The 17571-nt window shown below is 52.9% G+C and carries 13 protein-coding genes; 3 read left to right on the top strand and 10 right to left on the bottom strand.

Going from position 1 to position 17571, the window contains the following annotated elements; translation table 11 throughout:
* Nucleotides 1–43: 43 nt before the first annotated feature.
* From LZ24_RS10040 to resB, 4 genes are all read right to left on the bottom strand, one after another.
* A complete protein-coding gene (locus LZ24_RS10040; protein ID WP_144685083.1) occupies nt 44–487 on the bottom strand; it encodes a bacteriohemerythrin in 444 nt (147 codons plus the stop codon).
* 89 nt (nt 488–576) lie between these two features.
* Nucleotides 577–1830, bottom strand: coding sequence for a UDP-N-acetylglucosamine 1-carboxyvinyltransferase (gene murA / locus LZ24_RS10035; protein ID WP_144685081.1), 1254 nt, complete (start codon nt 1828–1830; stop codon nt 577–579).
* A gap of 11 nt (nt 1831–1841) precedes the next feature.
* Nucleotides 1842–2678: a c-type cytochrome biogenesis protein CcsB gene (ccsB, locus tag LZ24_RS10030; RefSeq protein WP_144685079.1), complete on the bottom strand. Its 837-nt coding sequence runs from the start codon at nt 2676–2678 to the stop codon at nt 1842–1844.
* Nucleotides 2679–2736: 58 nt separating this feature from the next.
* Complete coding sequence (gene resB, locus LZ24_RS10025) at nt 2737–4113, bottom strand: cytochrome c biogenesis protein ResB (protein ID WP_144685077.1); 1377 nt, start codon at nt 4111–4113, stop codon at nt 2737–2739.
* A gap of 572 nt (nt 4114–4685) precedes the next feature.
* Between resB and LZ24_RS10020 the strand changes: the two genes are divergently transcribed.
* The 3 genes from LZ24_RS10020 to LZ24_RS10010 all read left to right on the top strand — a co-directional run bounded on the left by LZ24_RS10020 (nt 4686) and on the right by LZ24_RS10010 (nt 8484).
* Entirely contained in the window at nt 4686–5630 is a 945-nt protein-coding gene (locus LZ24_RS10020) for an ABC transporter ATP-binding protein (protein WP_144685075.1), read from the top strand.
* A gap of 110 nt (nt 5631–5740) precedes the next feature.
* Nucleotides 5741–6487 carry an ABC transporter permease subunit gene (locus LZ24_RS10015; protein ID WP_144685073.1) on the top strand — a complete coding sequence of 249 codons (747 nt, stop codon included), beginning with the start codon at nt 5741–5743 and terminating at the stop codon, nt 6485–6487.
* A 65-nt stretch (nt 6488–6552) separates the two neighbouring features.
* On the top strand, nt 6553–8484 hold the full coding sequence (locus LZ24_RS10010) for a Gldg family protein (protein ID WP_186443054.1): 1932 nt from the start codon (nt 6553–6555) through the stop codon (nt 8482–8484).
* A gap of 196 nt (nt 8485–8680) precedes the next feature.
* On the opposite strand, the gene bioA is transcribed toward LZ24_RS10010, so the two are convergent.
* The 6 genes from bioA to dnaE are packed head-to-tail and all read right to left on the bottom strand — an operon-like array spanning nt 8681 to nt 17117.
* On the bottom strand, nt 8681–9961 hold the full coding sequence (bioA, locus tag LZ24_RS10005; protein WP_144685069.1) for an adenosylmethionine--8-amino-7-oxononanoate transaminase: 1281 nt from the start codon (nt 9959–9961) through the stop codon (nt 8681–8683).
* 32 nt (nt 9962–9993) lie between these two features.
* Nucleotides 9994–10632 carry a dethiobiotin synthase gene (gene bioD / locus LZ24_RS10000; RefSeq protein ID WP_144685067.1) on the bottom strand — a complete coding sequence of 213 codons (639 nt, stop codon included), beginning with the start codon at nt 10630–10632 and terminating at the stop codon, nt 9994–9996.
* Nucleotides 10602–11690 (bottom strand): methyltransferase domain-containing protein, encoded by a 1089-nt coding sequence (locus LZ24_RS09995; protein ID WP_144685065.1) that lies wholly within the window; start codon nt 11688–11690, stop codon nt 10602–10604. The genes bioD and LZ24_RS09995 overlap by 31 nt, the downstream gene beginning before the upstream one ends.
* Nucleotides 11687–12361, bottom strand: a complete 675-nt coding sequence (locus LZ24_RS09990; RefSeq protein WP_144685063.1) for an alpha/beta hydrolase — start codon at nt 12359–12361, stop codon at nt 11687–11689. The genes LZ24_RS09995 and LZ24_RS09990 overlap by 4 nt, the downstream gene beginning before the upstream one ends.
* A 9-nt stretch (nt 12362–12370) precedes the next feature.
* Nucleotides 12371–13552 carry an aminotransferase class I/II-fold pyridoxal phosphate-dependent enzyme gene (locus LZ24_RS09985; RefSeq protein WP_144685061.1) on the bottom strand — a complete coding sequence of 394 codons (1182 nt, stop codon included), beginning with the start codon at nt 13550–13552 and terminating at the stop codon, nt 12371–12373.
* Nucleotides 13530–17117, bottom strand: coding sequence for a DNA polymerase III subunit alpha (dnaE, locus tag LZ24_RS09980; protein WP_342779287.1), 3588 nt, complete (start codon nt 17115–17117; stop codon nt 13530–13532). Before dnaE ends, LZ24_RS09985 begins: the two co-directional genes overlap by 23 nt.
* Nucleotides 17118–17571: the final 454 nt, after the last annotated feature.

The following is a 17571-nucleotide window of genomic DNA, read 5'->3' as shown; positions in this document are numbered from 1 at the left end:
GGGACCAAAAAACCTCAGACCCCAGACCACCGGGTCTGGCATATCACCTGCCCGGAAAAAAATGTGCCAGAGCCCTCTGCATCCACCCTTTTTTCAGGTGGGGAATAACAATGGGCGCAAAGGTTTTATCTTCATTTTTAATATGATTCACAAGCCAGCGACTGAGCATGGCAAGCAGGTCTCGGGCAACATCCTCTCCCTCAACAAGTCGTTTCTGGTAACGAAGAACCTGAACCTTGAAAGCCTCATGGAGAAGACGATGTTCCGGCAGATATTCATAACCGGCCCCCTTCATGAGTTTTTCCTCAAAGCCAAAATGGGTGACCGTATACTGGATCAGTTTTTCCAGCACCACCGATGTCTTGGCGGTATTCCCCTCTTCCACTGCACTGGCAAGAATATTGATATAGTCAACAATCTGTCGGTGCTGCGCATCAATTTCCGGAATATCAATTTCCAGACCCGGAACCCAGCTCCAGTAGGTCATGTTCAATCTCCTGACTGTTTTGTATACCACTCCGTACCTTAGCAAGGCACTCAAGGGGTACGCCTGCCTTCTTCATGAAACCGGCAGTCTCAGCGGATACGCCGGATACGGGCACCCAGCCTTGAAAACTTCTCTTCCATGGCTTCATAGCCCCTGTCCAGATGATAGACCCTGTGCACCACCGTTGTATTGGTGGCCACAAGCCCCGCAAGGATAAGGGAGGCACTGGCCCGCAGATCCGAAGCCATGACCGGCGCACCGGAAAGCTCTTTCACGCCCCGAACCTTGGCCGTATTGCCCGCATGGAGACTGATGGCTGCCCCCATGCGCTGTAGTTCGCTGACATGGATGAACCGGTTTTCAAAAATATTTTCGGAAATGACACTGGTTCCCTCGGCCATGCTCAGCAATACCATGAACTGGGCCTGCATGTCCGTGGGAAAACCCGGATAGGGCTGGGTGGTGATGTCCACACTTTTCACAGGGCTGTTTCCCCGTACCCGGATCCAGTCCGGCCCGGTTTCCACACTGGCCCCCGTCGCCCGGAGCTTGTCAATGACAGCCCGCAGATGATCCGGATTGCAGCCACAGGCCTTCACATCCCCTCCCGTTAAAGCCCCTGCCACAAGAAAGGTTCCTGCCTCTATGCGGTCAGGGATAATTTCGACATCTACGGGTTTCAGGGAAGAGGCCCCCTGAATCACGATTTTCGATGTGCCAGCCCCTTCCACGGAAGCCCCCATGGCATTGAGCACATCGGCCAGAGCAACTATTTCCGGCTCCCTTGCCGCATTTCTCAAAATGGTTTCCCCATCGGCAAGGGCTGCGGCCATCATGAGATTTTCCGTACCCCCCACCGTGGGAACGTCAAAACAGATGTCCGCCCCCTTCAGCCGCTCTGCTTCGGCTTCCACATAGCCATGCTCCAGACGGATACGGGCTCCCATGGCCTCAAGGCCTTTCAGGTGCAGATCCACGGGCCGGGCACCAATGGCGCATCCTCCGGGCAGAGAAACCCTGGCCTTGCCCAGTCTGGCCACAAGGGGACCCAGCACCAGAATGGAAGCCCGCATTTTTCTTACCAGATCATAGGCGGCCTCGGTACGGTTCAGACCCCGTGCATCCACCTGAACCCTGTCCCCATCCCTTGTTACCGTGCAGCCCAGATCTTCCAGCAAAAGGAGGATGGAATCAATGTCTTTGAGCTTAGGCACACGGGAAAACCCGCAGGCACCTTCCACCAGCAGGGCCGAAGCCAGAATGGGAAGGGCTGCATTCTTGGCACCGCTGATGGGTACTTCCCCTTCAAGGCGCACGCCGCCTTTAATCTCTATGGTATCCATGAAATCCCTTATCAGAAACTGCCGTAGCTGTGCAGTCCGGGAAGGAAGTTAACGCCAAAGTAGGTAAACATTACCGCAGCAAAACCTAAGATGGACAGCCACGCAATTTTTTTACCCGTCCAGGAACGCATGAGCCGGACATGGAGCAGTACGGCATAAATAATCCAGGTAATGAGAGACCAGGTTTCCTTGGGATCCCATGACCAGTAACTGCCCCAGGCGGAATTGGCCCAGACGGAACCGCTGATAATACCCAGAGAAAGAAAAAGAAAACCAAACACCACCATGCGATAGGTCAGGTCATCCAGTACCTCCGGAGCCGGAAAGCGGGTCCGCCAGCCCCTGTTACTGCCCTCTCCCGGATGAATGAGGAACATAATGCTGGTGGCAAAGGCCAGGGCAAATCCCGCATAGCCGAGAAAACAGGTCACCACATGGATTGTCAGCCAGTTGCTCTTTAAAGCAGGTACCAGAGGCCGAATCTGGTCACTGATGTTGGGAGAAAGGGAAGCATAGGCAATGGCAAGGAAAATGAGAGGCCCGAAAAAAGCCCCCACCTCCCTGCGGCCCGTTTTCCATTCCACAAAGAGATACAGGGCGGCCATGGTAAGGGAGAAGAAAACAAGGGACTCATAGAGGTTGGATAGGGGAATACGACCGATCCCCATCTGATAGCTTTCTGCCCAGCGCAGGCAGAACCCTGCAGTATTGCCCAGAAAGCCCGCCCACAGCAGGGCCGTAGCCCCCTTACCCCAGAGAGGCTTTTGAAAAATCCATGCCGAAATATACAAAAGGGCTGCGGCACCATAAACAAAGGTAACAATGGAAAGAATAAGAGAACTGTTCATCGCTCTTCCTTATAATTGATAGAAAAAATGAAATCCCCATTCACAGAATTCTGATGGTTCAGGCCTTTTTCAGGTTTTCCTCAATTTTTACAAGCCGCTGCTTCAGGGCATGGTGCCCCCGGTTGGCAGTTCCCCCCAGCGTGTACTCTACACTGCCATCTTCCCTTCTTTCCAGAAGTACAAAAATCCTTCTGTGGGAAAGATAAAAGACAACCCAGCAGCCCAGAAGCATGAGGGTGAAACCCAGATACACCAGCCCCACACCGGGGTCTTTGCTGACCTGAAGACCTGTAAAATAAAGGGGCTCATAATCGTTTATTTCTATGGCAAAGCCCCGCTCTCCCATGCGCATACGGTCAAAGCCCGGATGTCTCCGGGGAAGCACAAGGGTTTCACGTTTACCTTCGGCGGACTCATAAAAGCCCAGAAAGGTCGGCCCCAGCCTGTGACCCCTTAATTGAAAATTATCCATGAAATTCATGAGAACGATATGACCGTCCGTAAAAGGAACGGAAAAAGGCTCCCGCACCTCGCCCGTCATCAGTATGGGCTCTCCCTCTTCGGGAATCAGTTTCAGGGAAACGGAACGGGCAGCAGCCGTGCCATAGCTGGACTGATACATCCGGACACCCTGATAGGTCAGGGGATGGTTCACCCGAATATCCTGGGTGAGGATCTCCTCTCCGTCCCTGTCCAGAAGGGTGAGGGTAGAACGATATTCCCTGGGTGTCCCATCGGGATAAAACCCGACGTAGAAGGAATCACAGCGGATGGAAAAACCGGTATCTTTGGTTCCAGCACCGCCCCGAAGCCTTATTTCATGGGCCGTATCTCCCTCCGGGATATTCACAAAGCCGGAAAACCCGAAAAGGGAGCCCACAAGGCCGCCTGCGAGAAGGAGCAGAACACTCAGATGGACCCCATACACCCCAAGCCTTGTCCAGCGTCCGAACTCACCATGCACCAGCCGGGCATCGCCATCCCTTTCCACACCGGTACGGATTCCCCAGCCCCCCAGCGCATCAAGGGCTTTTTTTTCTGCCTTGTCCATATCTTCCTTCAGGACAAAAACAGCGGCATTATCCAGCTTCCGAACCCTTTCCGCACGGGGAGGGCGGGGGGTTTTCCGAACCCAGCGCCACACGGCAGGCAGACGCTCAAGGCTGCATACAATGAGGTTGACGGCCAGCAGCAGAAGAAGAAGCTGAAACCACCATGAATTGTACATGTCATGGAGATACAGAAAGGAGGATATCTGTGACCAGAGACCTTCTCCGGCCTCGGGCCGGGCACCGGGTTTCTGGGGAATGAGGGTCCCCACCACCGAAGTTGCCGCAAGCAAAAGCAGCACAATAATGGAGAGCTTTATGGATGCAAACATCATCCAGACCTGCCGGATGACACCTTCTTCCTCTGTTGTTCTGTTCTTTTCCATCAGGCCCTTTCCTTGATCTTGCCGCAAAGCAGCGGCATAAGGGGCTTAAGACTTGTTTGGGGGCAAGAAAAACCACCCCGTTCATGAAAGACTCTTTGTTCTGAGCTTATTTCTTCAACAGGCCAGCATCACCTGAAGTTCAGCCTCATATAATAGATGATTTTTACTTTGTTCCAGCGATATTGTAAGCCTTGGGTGAAAGCCGCAGGGTTCCGGCAGGACCGGGTGACAGGCTATGGGCTGCAAAGGAAATCCTTCGCCGTGACAGGTAAACCGGAAAAACATGCTTTGTTTTTCCAGCCCTGTCTTCCTAACAGAAGCCATGGCCTTGCGCAAGTCAACCCGTCATTCGGGCGGGAGCCCATTTGACAAAAAATCCATCTGCCCTTAGTTTTTTCCGGACTATGGATAAACGGCACCGGATAAAATTTACATTTTTTTACATTGTTTCATGCCCTGTCCGGCATTCCACCGCGATGCTTCGGGCCGCAGCGCAGAAACGACCCCATACAAATGCCGCCACACAAAAAAAATCACCAAACCCAAACCACAAGATTCAGGAGACCAGTTTCATGATCGAAGTCAAAGATCTCAGCAAGGACTTCAACGGCAAAAGGGCTGTTGATGCCATCTCCTTTACCGTAGACAAGGGAGAAATACTGGGTTTTCTTGGACCCAACGGCGCAGGTAAATCCACCACCATGCGCATGATCACAGGCTATCTGCCCCCCTCTTCCGGAACGGCTGTCATCGATGGTTTTGACATTCTCACGCAGCCCATAGAAGCCAGAGCCAGACTGGGCTACCTCTCGGAAACGGCCCCTGTGTATCCGGAAATGAGCGTGCGGGAATTTCTGCTTTTCTGTGCGGAAGTCCGGGGCTTTTCCGGAAAAAACCGGGACAGGGCCGCCGATGATGCCATGGACCGGTGTTTCCTTAAAAACGTGGTTCACCAGCCCATCCACACCCTTTCCAAGGGATACCGCCAGCGTGTCAGTTTTGCCCAGAGCATTCTCCATGATCCCGCCTACCTGATTCTGGATGAACCCACAGACGGTCTGGACCCCAACCAGAAACATGAAGTCCGGCAGATGATTCAGGCCATGGGAGAAGCCAAGGCCATCCTCATTTCCACCCATATCCTTGATGAGGTGGAAGCCCTCTGTCCCAGAGCCCTTATCATTTCAGAAGGTCGCATTGTTGCCGATGACAGCCCGGAAAAGCTCAGGCGTCAGGATCCGGATTACGGTGCCTGCACCCTCACCCTCAACAACCCGCCGCCTGCCGGACTCATGCAGGAACTCAGCAGCCTTGGGGAAGTAAGAAAAGAACACCCTGACAGGGATACGAATACTGCAAAACTCCACATCCGGCCCCGGCAGTATCAGCCGGACCTTTCTTCACAGATCGAAGGGCTTTGCCGCAGGTCCGGCACCGGCATCAATGAACTTTTCATTTCACAGGGCAGGCTGGACACGGTTTTCCGTATGCTGACCACCCCAAAAAATGCGGCCTGAGGCCATAAAAACCGGGCCTTTATGTCGGGGGAAACCTCTCTTTTTCGGACAGATTCAATCCCAAAAGCGACATCATACCTAGCGAACCAACATGATACAGGGAGCATTCCATGATACCCTCTTCCTTCCATTCCATACGCGCTGTGTTCAAGCGGGAACTCATGAGCTATTTCATCACACCCGTAGCCTATGTCTTTCTCGTTATCTTTCTCATCCTGCAGGCCTTTTTCACCTTTCAGGTAAGCAGACTCTTTGAATCCGGGCAGGCGGATCTCAGGCCCTTTTTCGACTGGCATCCATGGATTTTTCTTTTCCTCATCCCCGCTGTCTCCATGAGACTCTGGAGCGATGAACAAAGGCAGGGCACCTTAGAACTGCTCCTTACCCTGCCCCTTTCCCTGACAGCCATCATTCTGGGAAAATTTCTGGCCGCATGGACCTTCATCGCACTGGCCCTTTTCCTTACCTTTCCCGTGGTGCTCACGGTGCTCTATCTCGGCAATCCGGATCTTTCTGCCATCTTCTGTGCCTATATCGGCAGTTTTTTCATGGCCGGAGCCTTTCTCAGCGTGGGCATTTTCACCTCTGCCCTCACCCGCAGTCAGGTCATCAGCTTTGTTCTCACCCTTATTTTCTGTCTGCTTTTTGTTCTTGCCGGTTATCCGCCGGTCATGGACATGCTGGGGACCAGTGCACCCCAAAGCCTTGCCTCCTTCATTGCGTCTTTAAGTTTTCTCACCCATTTCAACACCTTTGCCATGGGCATTTTTGATCTCAGGGATCTTGTCTATTATCTTTCCGTCATTGTTTTCATGCTTACGGCCAACGGCATCCTCCTTGTGAACCGCCGTTCCTGAGCATCTTTCATCTTCCCAACTGAAAAACGACCATCCATTCCCTATGGATTTCCATGGAGTATGCAATGACAGACAACACAAAAAAGCATTCCGCCCCAACCCTTCAGAAAAGCCTTGCCCTGCTGGGCCTTCTCTTTCTCGGCCTCCTTGTGCTCAATGTTATTTTCTCAGGCATCCGCATCCGCTGGGATGCCACCGAAGACAAGATACATTCCCTTTCCACAGGCACCATAAACATCCTTGAAAAACTGGAAGAGCCAGTAAGTATCCGCTACTATTTCAGCGATGATCCCCTGGAGATGCCCGTACATTTCAGGGCCTTCGGACGCAGGGCCGCCGATCTTCTTAAAGAGTACGAGGAAAGATCCGGAGGAAAAATCCGGCTGGAAATCATCCACCCCCAGCCGGATTCCGAGGAAGAAGACTGGGCCAGAACCTATGGGATCGAAGCCCTGCCCACCCCCCGTGGGGATAACCTCTATCTGGGGCTGGTGGCGATTTCCGGCGACAAAGAACAGACCATGGCTTTTATGGATCCTGCCAGAGAAGCCAGCCTTGAATATGACATTACCCGCACCCTTACCCAGGTCAGCCGGGCAGAGAAACCCCGGGTAGCTATTCTTTCCGGCATGAACATTTTCGGCCATGGGGGTATGCCGGGAATGGGCATGGGCGGCAGCAGCCGGTGGTTTTTCCTCAAGGAAATGGAAAAGACCGTCCGTCTGCACACCCTGAACGGAGACGATGAAACACTGCCTGAGAATCTTGATCTTCTCATCCTCTTCCAGCCGGATTATCTTTCTCCCGCCATGCTCCATGCCATTGACGTCCATGTGGGTACCGGCGGCAACCTGATGATTTTCAATGATCCTGCCGCCGTGAGCGATCCCATGTCCGCCTACGGTCCCTCGGAATCCCCCCTTGATCCCCTCCTTGAAGCATGGGGCATTGAAAAGGATGATCGGGTTGTGGTGGATTTTAATGCCGCAACAAGACTTATGGGCCAGAACAATCAGGTGGAAAGCAATCCTTCATGGCTGAGCCTCGATGCCTCTGCCCTTAATGCGGACCACCTCATCACCGCCACGCTGGATTCCCTGCTCCTGCCCATGGCAGGTAGTGTGAGCCTTGGGGAAAACAGCCCCCTCAAGGCAGAGGTTCTGGTTTCCTCTTCGAAAAACGCCGCCCTCTTTGATCCTGTGGAAGTTCGCATGGGCATGGAAAATATCCGCAGATCCTTTACGGCAGATGGCAAATCCTATCCTCTGGCCATGATCTTTACGGGTCAGTTCCCCGTGGCCTTCCCCGATGGTCCCCCCGAAGAAGAGGGCATTCAGGCCGAAAGCATCGGAGAAGACAAGGCAGATAAAGCAGAGGACAGGGACAAGGCAGAAGGGCTTTCCAAAGGTAAGGCAGAAACAAGGGCAAAGGAGCAAAAGCCCGCCACCCTTGTTTTCATTGGAGATGCGGATCTTCTCTTTGATGCCTATTACATGAGCCGCCAGAGCTTTCTGGGCTTTGAAATGGCAAGGGTTTTCAATGACAACCTGAATTTTGTTCTCAACAGCGTGGAAATGCTCAGCGGCAGCCCGGATCTCATCCATGTACGCACAAGGGATATCACAGATCGCCCCTTCCACAGGGTGAGGGATCTGGAGCGTCAGGCCGAAACCCGCTGGCTGGCAAGGGAGCAGGAGTTGCTGCAGAGGGCAGAGGAAGCCTCCATACGCATTCAGATGCTGGAAAGCCAGAAACAGGGCGAAGATGCCCTTGTTCTCAGTGAAGAGCAGGAAACAGAACTCCGCAGGTTCAATGAAGAAAAAATCCGCATCAATCAGGAGCTGAAGGAAGTCCGCCGCAACCTCCGCTCCGACATCGATGCCCTGGGAACCCGGCTTACATTCATCAATATGCTGGCCATGCCCATTCTTGTGGCAGGTGCAGGCATTGTGCTTGGCATCAAAAGACGCAGAAAAAGCAGGGAGCCTGTGGCTTAGGGCCTTCTTAAGTTCCTTTCCGAAGCCGGGAATGCTTTATTCCCGGCTTCGGTTGCTCCAGAAGGCCCGGCACCTGAGCTTCGGGAACAGGCGTAAAATATCCGGAGAGTTTTTTGACAAAGGAAAAAGCCCGCCTCCCACCGCCTCCCAAAGGATATAAAAAAACCCCGGAACTCCCCGCCCCATGAAACCGAAACTACAGACCCTCCACAACGGCTGCAATGGTTTCATAAATCAGGGCAAGCTCTTCCCTTGTCGTACAATAGGGCGGCAGAATATAAATCACATTGCCAAGGGGTCTGAGCAATACCCCCGCATCCAGAAAAGCTTTACGCAGCAAAGGCCCGGAAGCATCAAAATATCCACCACTGCCATCGGATAAAAGCTCCATGGCTGCAATGGTGCCCATGGCCCGGAACCGGCGGATACGGGGATGATCTTGCAAGGCTTCTCCCAGCTCCCGGTGCCAGCTTTCAAACTTTCGGAAAGGCTCCTTCTCCATGAGACGGAGGGAAGCAAGACCGGCTGCGCATGCCAGAGGATTGGCCGTATAGGAATGTCCATGCCAGAAGGTACGGGAAGAATCGTCTCCCAGAAAAGCATCCTGCACCTTTTTTGTGGTCACCGTAGCCCCCAGCGGCAAAAAACCACCCGTAATTCCCTTGGAAAGGCAGACAATATCCGGAGAGGTTTTTGCCTTCACACAGGAAAACCACTCTCCTGTCCGGCCAAAGCCCGTCATGACCTCATCATAGATTACAAGAAGCCCTGCGGCCTTCATGCGGTTCTGGACTCCCAGAAGAAATTCCGGCCTGCAAAACCGCATACCCCCTGCGCCCTGAATCAAAGGTTCCACTATAAGCCCTGCAAAGGTATCCCCATGGTTTTCCAAGGCCTCATCCAGTGCCTTCAGGGCTGCATTCTCCTTTAATTCAATATCTTCATCATTATCCCAGGTTGAAGGCCAGGGAAGATAGGCGACATCAAACATCAGGGGCCTGAAGGGATCGGAAAATCCGCTGGATCTGTCTCCCACACTCATGGCACCCAAGGTATCCCCGTGGTAAGCCCCTTCAAAGGCAAGAAAACGGGTGCGCCGGGTTTCTCCCTGATTCCACCAGTACTGCACCGCCATTTTCAAAGCCACCTCCACGGCGGTGGAGCCGTCATCGGAGTAAAACATCCGGCAGAGGGCTTCTGGCAGGTGGGACAATACCCCTTCGGCCAGGGCTTCGGCAGGCCCATGGGTGAGTCCTGCGGGAATCACCTGCTCAAGGGTTAAAGCCTGATGATAAATGGCCTCGGCAATTTCCTTTCTTCCATGGCCGTGCAGATTCACCCACCAGCTGGAAATACCATCAAGAATCCTGCTGCCATCTTCAAGGACAAGCCAGCTTCCCTGGCCTGAGGCCACACGCAAAGGATTTTTTGCCGCTTCAATGGGGGTGAAGGGCATCCAGAAGGTGGAAGAATTCATAATCACTCCTTATATTCCGATAAAAAAAACGATTATCTGTCTGCTTCCGGATCAAAACAGGAATCAAAAAGAGCTTTCAGATCCTGTTTTTGCATATCATCACAGAAAGGCACATGGGCAAGCAGGGGAACACCCGTCATGCGGGTGAGATCTTCAAGATTATCCCGGTGAAGAGGGCCATTGGCCACAATGCCAACAATGGGGATACCCCGGTTTTTCAGGGCCTCCACGGATAAAAAAGTATGGTTCAGGGTGCCAAGGCCCGTGCGGCATACAAGGAGAACGGGAAGATCCAGATGCCGTATCAGATCCGTCATATATAAATGATCTGCAAGGGGAACCAGCAGCCCCCCTGCCCCCTCCACCACCAGATGGCGGTCTCCTGAATCCGGCAACACAAAATCTTCAAGCCTGATCAGACTTTTTTCCTTCTCCGCAGCCCTGTGGGGAGATATGGGCTCTTTAAAGCAAAAACGCTCCGGGAAAAAATGATCATCACCAAGACCCGTAAGGCGCTGCACCGTATCCCGGTCCCGATCCGGCGGAAACCCCGTCTGCACAGGCTTCCAGTACATGGCAGAAAGCCCTGCAACACAGAGGGCGGAAACAAAGGTTTTGCCGATGTCCGTATCCGTTCCGCTTACAAAAAAACGTCGGGGAAGGTTTGCCATTCAATATATCCTTTTTTTTCTTCGGGCTGTTTTCCCGGTTGCATCCTTCCGGAGAAGGAACCCTCACCCCGGCCCTCGGCTTCGGGAGCCTCAGCCACCGCCAGAGGGAGAGGAAGATTCGCTGAACCCTCACCCAAACCCCTGGCTTCGGGAACCTCAGCCACCGTCACAGGGAGAGGGAGATCTGTTGAGCCCTCACCCAAACCCTCGGCTTCGGAAGCCTCAGCCAGCGGGAAAGGGGGATGAAGGATGGACTTATTTCTGGCAGCACGCTCATCTTCCTGCTTTACCGCAAAAACAAAATGCATCCTGTAGCTGACCTCCACCGGCCTGCCCCCGCATGCTCTGGTCCAGGCTTTCATGATGCGGGAAAGGAGCATCGGGTCTCTTTTTTCTTCTGAAAGCGATGTACCTGCACCAATGGCCCCCAGTGAACGGAAAAAATGTTTCGGAGAAGGGTGGGTTTCCACCATGCGGCCGCTAAATATTTTCACATGACATCCGGCCCTTTGAAGGATCTGCGCCACAGTCCTCCCATCCGGCAGGGGATTGGCGGAAAAGGGCAGATTTTCTTTTTCACAGATTTTCTTCCACTCCTCAAAGGAACCCTCCCCCTGAAAGGAAAGGGCCAGAAGACCACCGGGCACAAGGGATTCCACAAGATTTTCAAGACTTGCCCCAAGGCTTGAAAACCACTGTATGGTAAAGCCCGAAACCACAAGTCCAAAGGAAGATTTTTCCTGCAAAGCCTCTCCGTCCATCACCAGAAATTCCATGGATGCCTCAGGAAAATCCCTTCCCAGAGTCTCCTCGCAAAGGCGCACCATGGCAGGAGCAAGGTCGGTTATCACATGGTGCCTCTGCCCTGAAAGATTTAGCAGACCCCCTGTGACAAAACCCGTTCCGCAACCAATTTCAAGGACAGGGCCTGCGGGCAGACTTCCTTCAAATTCTTTCAGATAATCCAAAAAAATCTCCGATGCCCTGCGCTGCACCCTTGCATGTTCATTATAGGTTCGGGCATTGGCAGAAAAGGCAGCAGCCACTTTTTCCTTCATGGCAGACAGGCCTCCATGGCGCGCGTCATCAGCTCCACCAGTATTTCAGGATGGGTCAGGGGAAGACCATGGTCCGCCTCCTCCACCATGTGAAGACGGGCATGGGGAAATGCGGCATGCAGTGCCTCTGCTCTACTGGCATCCACCACCTTATCCTTTCTGCCATGGAGAATATGAATCACAGGAATTGTAAAAAAAAGCTCCGGATCCAGGCGGGAATGCACCAGACTTTGCAGATCTTCGGCCATAAGGGTCGTATTGACAGGGCGCTGGCCAGCTTCTTTCTGTCCGCAGAGACTGCGAAAAAGGGCCACAAGGCCTTCTGGATTTTCTTTGAGTTTTTTCTGCATCAGATAAAGAATCCGTTCCGACCTGCGCCGTCTGCTGCGCTCTTCGGGCAAAAAACTGTTAAAACCTGAAACAATAATTATAAAATCAGCCTGCTTCAGCCAGACATCAGGAACAAGGTGCAGGCCGAAGGAATGGGTGACAATGCCCTTCACCCCGCTATGCCGGGGCAAGGTCGGCAGATGCGGTCTGCCAAAATACCCCCGGTCCATCAGGCAGAGGGCTTCCGGCCTTTTCATCAGGGAAGCGAGGGGAGCCCAGAAGTCAGGACTTTGGGCCCAGCCGTGTACGCAGAGAATGGAATGGGGGGAAAAAGACATCATAGAGATCCGTCATTTTATGTCTGTATGCTGTAAAAAAGTTGAAAAAGCCCTGATCAGACCTTCCACATCTTCTTTACTGTGCAGGGCGCAAAGGGAAATGCGGATACGGCTTTTTCCTTCAGGTACCGTGGGTGGACGGATGGCAACACCCAAAAAACCCTCCTTTTCCAGATGGGCCGAAAGGGCCAGCGCTTTTTTTGCTTCCCCCACCATGACGGGTACAATCTGGGTGCAGGAAGCTCCGGTATAAAAATCAAGAGAATGTAATCCATGGCGAAGCTGATCACCAAGGGCTGCAAGGTGCTTTCTTTCCGCATCCATTTCTGCCATGCGGTCCAGACTGGCATCCACCATACCCATCACCGAAGGAGGGAGGGCTGTGGAAAAAACAAAACCGCCCATCTCATTGACAAGATATTCTTTAAGAAGAGAAGACCCTGCCACATAAGCCCCGAAAACCCCGGCACCCTTGCCAAAGGTTCCCACAACAGCATGGGCCATGCCGGGCTTCACAAGCCCCATGCCCTGATCACCCAAAACCCCTGTGGCATGGGCCTCATCCACCACCAAAAGGGCCTGATACCTTGCGGCAAGCTGGCTGAGGCCCTCCAGATCCGGCACATCACCGTCCATGGAAAAAACAGATTCTGTCACAATGCATTTCCTCAACCCTTCCGGTCCATGGGAAAGCAGTTGTTCAAGATGGCTGAGGTCATTGTGCCGAAAACGGATGATTGTACCGCCGGAAAGCCTTGCACCCTGTATCAGGCTGTTATGGTTGAGGCGATCGGAGAAAATAAGGGTTTTTCTGTCGCAGAGGGCCGCCAGCAGACTGAGGTTGGCCTGATAACCCGATGCCAGCATGAGTGCGGATTCAAAACCCTTCATCCGGGCAATTTTTTTCTCCACCTCCTCCGTACAGGAAAGGTTTCCGCAAACCAGCCGGGATGCCGTGGCACCAGCCCCAAAACGCCTTGCAAAGGCTTCTCCCCGCTGCAAGAGAAGGGGATCTCTGGAAAGCCCCAGATAATCATTACCGGAAAAGTTCACCAGAACCCGATCCCCCACACGCACCCGGCCTCCGTCCATCAGCTCCATGGGTAAAAGACGCCTAAGGGTTCCGGCCTTCCTCCTTTTTTCAAGGGCCCTTTCCATAAAAGAAAAAACTTCAGGCTGAGGCGGCGTTTCCATTGCTTCCCCTTTTCCTGTACCCGTTTTTCCCGTTCTTTCCCCTGTCCTCCAGCTTTGCAGGGGCACAGGCAGTGACAACGCCCTCCGGCCCGAGGATTTCTTCCAGCTCTGCCATGAGTTCCGGTCCGGGACTGACCTTAAGAAGATCCGGCAACTCAATGTGGGTTTCCGTTTTTTCAGGAATTCTGACATGGAGCTGCACAGCACAATTGCCGGGATAACGGCGCAGGGCTTCCTGCACCTTCACAAGGTCTTCTCTTCTGTGGGTATCCGTACGCACTTTAAGGTGAAGCATACCGGTCCAGACTTCCCCGGCCTTATCCAGATGGACAATTTTCTCTGCCTTGATCTTGGCAGCAGAACCTTCAACCTGAGCCTCTCCCTCCACAATCACAGGTGTATCCGTTTCCAGAAGGTCCGTAACCAGTGCAAAAAGAACCGGAAAAACCACCACCTCCACCAGGGCACCGCTTATGTCTTCTACATTCATGAAGGCCATTTTATCCCCTTTTTTGGTTATAATGACCTTCATATCATGGATGCTGCCGCCAAGGCGGACAGCGGCACCACTGGGAACTTCCTTTAACGCTTCGGCATCGGTTGTGGCATAGCGGGCGATGGCTTCTTCATATTTTTTTAAAGGGTGGCCGGAAAGATAGAGTCCCAGATGTTCCTTTTCCAGAAAAAGAAGATCCCTGTCCTCCCACTCCGGAATGTCCGGAAATACGGGTCGCAGTCCTTCGGCAACGGGATCTTCCACCATGTCAAAAAGCCCCATCTGCGGATCGTTCTTTTCCTTCTGCGTCCTTGTTCCGTGATCCACAGCCTCATCCAGCACCGCCATCATGCGGCTGCGCTCCACGCCCGTGCTGTCAAAGGCACCGCATTTGATCAGTGCCTCCAGCACCCGCTTATTCACCTTTCTCAGATCGATGCGCTCACAGAAATCAAAAAGATCCCCAAACGGGCCTCCGGCTTCCCTTTCCGCCAGAATGGCCGCAACGGGCCCTTCCCCCACATTTTTAACGGCCACAAGGCCAAAACGGATGGCATTACCCACCACGGTGAAAGCAAGGCCCGACTCATTCACATCCGGGGGCAGCACCTCAATGTTGTGGCTGCGGCATTCTTCAATGAACTTCACAACACCGTCTAAGGAATTCATTTCAGAAGTAAGGAGGGCGGCCATGAAAGCAAGGGGATAGTGGGCCTTGAGATAGGCTGTCTGGTAAGCAATCAGGGCATAGGCTGCGGAATGGGATTTGTTGAAACCATAGCCCCCGAATTTTTCCATAAGATCAAAAATATGGCCAGCCTTATCCAGATCAACCCTGCTTTCAGCGGCCCCCTTCATGAAGCGTTCCCGCTGGGCCACCATCATTTCAGCAATCTTTTTTCCCATAGCCTTACGCAGACCATCGGCTTCGGCCATGGAATAATTGGCCAGCACCCCGGCAATTTTCATGACCTGTTCCTGATAAAGGATAACCCCGTAGGTATCCTTCAGGATGGGCTCCAGCTGGGGAAGCGGATAGGAAACTTCTGCCCGGCCGTGCTTACGTTCCACAAAGTCATCCACCATGCCGCTTTCCAGAGGACCGGGCCGGTAAAGGGCCACAAGGGCCGTAATGTCACCGAAAGTCGAAGGCCTCAGGCGGACCAGAAGATCCTTCATACCGGAGCTTTCCAGCTGAAAAACACCGGTGGTATCCCCTCTGGAAAGAAGCGCATAACTTTCAGGGTCATCTAAGGGAATGGCATCAAGATCCGGCACCTCAAGGCCCTGAAGGGCAATGAGATCAAGGGCATCCTTGATGACGGTGAGGTTACGAAGCCCCAGAAAGTCAAACTTTACCAGCCCGATTTTTTCCACATAATGCATGTCAAACTGGGTGACAACTTCACCCTTTTTACCGCTGTACAGGGGCAGGTAATCATCCAGCCGTTTATCCCCGATGACCACACCCGCCGCATGGGTGGAGGCATGGCGGGGCAGGCCCTCAAGCTTTCTTGCAATATCCAGCAGTTCTTTGATGTCGGAACGTTCCGCAGCCCTTTTTAAGATTTCCGGTTCCTGTTCCAGTGCCTTTTCAAGGCTGATGTTCAGCACTTCCGGAACAAGCTTGGCAATTTCATCCACATCTTTCAGGGGAATGCCAAGGGCGCGGCCCACATCCCGGATCACAGCACGGGTTTTCATTTTCCCATAGGTAATGATCTGGGCCACATAGTCCCCGCCCCCGTATTTTTTTACAACATAGTCGTAAACCTTTTCCCTGCCATTAATGCAGAAATCCACGTCAATATCCGGCATGGAAATACGGCTTGGATTGAGGAAACGCTCAAAAATCAGGCCATGTTCGATGGGATCAAGATCCGTGATTCCCATGGCATAGGCTACCATGGAGCCTGCGGCGGACCCCCTGCCGGGGCCTACGGGAATGCCGTTTTCCTTGGAATAACGGATAAAATCCGCAACGATGAGAAAGTAACCGGGAAAGCCCATGGTATTGATGGTCTCAATCTCGTAGTTGAGGCGGTCAAGGTAGAGCTTTTCATCCACATGGGGATTGTTTTTCCGGATCAGCACCATGCGCTTTTCAAAGCCCCTGCGGGCCGTGGCGGCAAAAAGCTCACCGGCCGTCCCTGTTTCTTCCGTGGGAAAATTGGGGAAATGGTAGGTATTGAAATCAAAGCTCACATCACAGCGGCTGGCAATGTCAACGGTATTGGCAAGGGCTCCCTTGAAATGACCCAGTTCACGGGCCATGATTTCCCGGCTTTTAAAATACAGGGCATCCGTACCAAACTGGAAGCGGTTGGGATCATGGATGGTTTTTCCCGTCTGTATGCACAAAAGCAGCTCATGGGCCCTTGTATCTTCCGCATCCAGATAATGGCAGTCGTTGGTGGCCACCAGAGGCAGGGAAAGGCGCTCCGCCATGTCCACAAGCAGAGTATTGGCCTCCCGCTGGGGCATGAGTCCGTTTTCCTGAATTTCAAGGAAAAAATTCCCTTCACCAAAAATCTTCTCATAATACCGGGCCTTTTCCTCCGCTGCGGAAACCTGCCCCTTTAAAAGCAGTTTGGGTATTTCGCCCTGAAGGCAGGCAGACAGGGCAATGATGCCTTCACTGTGGGCCGCCAGCACCTCATCGTCCACTCTGGGTTTATAATAAAACCCCTTCATCTGGGCGATGGTGGCAAGCTTGCAGAGATTTTTGTACCCCTCATTGTTTTGGGCCAGCAGCACCAGATGGGAAAGGCCTTTGGCATCTTCCGTACTTTTATCCTTAAGGGATCTCGGTGCCACATAGCACTCACAGCCAATAATGGGTTTAATTCCGGCTTTGAGGGCTTTTTCGTAAAACTCCATGGCTCCGAACATGGTACCATGATCCGTAATGGCCACGGAATGCATGCCATACTCCTTTGCACGGGCAAAGAGAGGATCAAGGCGGATGGCACCATCCAGAAGGCTGTACTGGCTGTGAAGGTGAAGATGAACAAAATCCGGAACCGGGGTTTCCATGGAAAAAACCTTTCTTCTTTCGTAACTGTTCAACACGGTTTTCCAGGTACCATACCTGCAAGACAGATGCACAGGCCCCAGGCTATTGGCCCGTGACGCAATCCGGCACTCAAGCTGAAAAGCTCAAGCCCTTTACGGGAGCAAAAATGCTTAGGGATCTTGAGTGCCGGAATCCGAAACGATTGCAATGTCACTTGCAAATAGCCACGGAGCCTTGCAACAGTACAAAACTGCCGTAACTACAGCATTGGCAGTTCGGAATAAGCTGTGCTGAATAAGTACCTTCTTTCAAGCATATAAAAAACAAGCAGCTCGTATGAAATCTGATGACTGCCCTGACCCGGCCATGGTCTGCGGGTCCGGTTGCTGCCAGCCCTTCATAGCACAGCAAGTTCCCGCTGTCACTTTCCTCTGACGCTCTGAAAAAAAGAACCCGCCGCGCACCCCTGAAAGGCACGGCGGCGGGTATCTTTATCGCTTTTTTCTT

The organism is Desulfobotulus alkaliphilus (assembly GCF_007830435.1).
GTDB classification, from domain to species: domain Bacteria; phylum Desulfobacterota; class Desulfobacteria; order Desulfobacterales; family ASO4-4; genus Desulfobotulus; species Desulfobotulus alkaliphilus.
Note: the sequence above shows the minus strand (reverse complement) of the source record. Positions and strands in the feature narration are given on the sequence as shown.

Coding starts and splice junctions, on each gene's coding strand:
- resB (WP_144685077.1), bottom strand. CDS start 4,113: ATGGAAAAGAACAGAACAACAGAGGAAGAAGGTGTCATCCGGCAGGTC.
- bioD (WP_144685067.1), bottom strand. CDS start 10,632: ATGGCAAACCTTCCCCGACGTTTTTTTGTAAGCGGAACGGATACGGAC.
- LZ24_RS09995 (WP_144685065.1), bottom strand. CDS start 11,690: ATGAAGGAAAAAGTGGCTGCTGCCTTTTCTGCCAATGCCCGAACCTAT.
- murA (WP_144685081.1), bottom strand. CDS start 1,830: ATGGATACCATAGAGATTAAAGGCGGCGTGCGCCTTGAAGGGGAAGTA.
- ccsB (WP_144685079.1), bottom strand. CDS start 2,678: ATGAACAGTTCTCTTATTCTTTCCATTGTTACCTTTGTTTATGGTGCC.
- LZ24_RS10040 (WP_144685083.1), bottom strand. CDS start 487: ATGACCTACTGGAGCTGGGTTCCGGGTCTGGAAATTGATATTCCGGAA.
- LZ24_RS10015 (WP_144685073.1), top strand. CDS start 5,741: ATGATACCCTCTTCCTTCCATTCCATACGCGCTGTGTTCAAGCGGGAA.
- bioA (WP_144685069.1), bottom strand. CDS start 9,961: ATGAATTCTTCCACCTTCTGGATGCCCTTCACCCCCATTGAAGCGGCA.
- LZ24_RS10010 (WP_186443054.1), top strand. CDS start 6,553: ATGACAGACAACACAAAAAAGCATTCCGCCCCAACCCTTCAGAAAAGC.
- LZ24_RS10020 (WP_144685075.1), top strand. CDS start 4,686: ATGATCGAAGTCAAAGATCTCAGCAAGGACTTCAACGGCAAAAGGGCT.
- LZ24_RS09990 (WP_144685063.1), bottom strand. CDS start 12,361: ATGATGTCTTTTTCCCCCCATTCCATTCTCTGCGTACACGGCTGGGCC.
- LZ24_RS09985 (WP_144685061.1), bottom strand. CDS start 13,552: ATGGAAACGCCGCCTCAGCCTGAAGTTTTTTCTTTTATGGAAAGGGCC.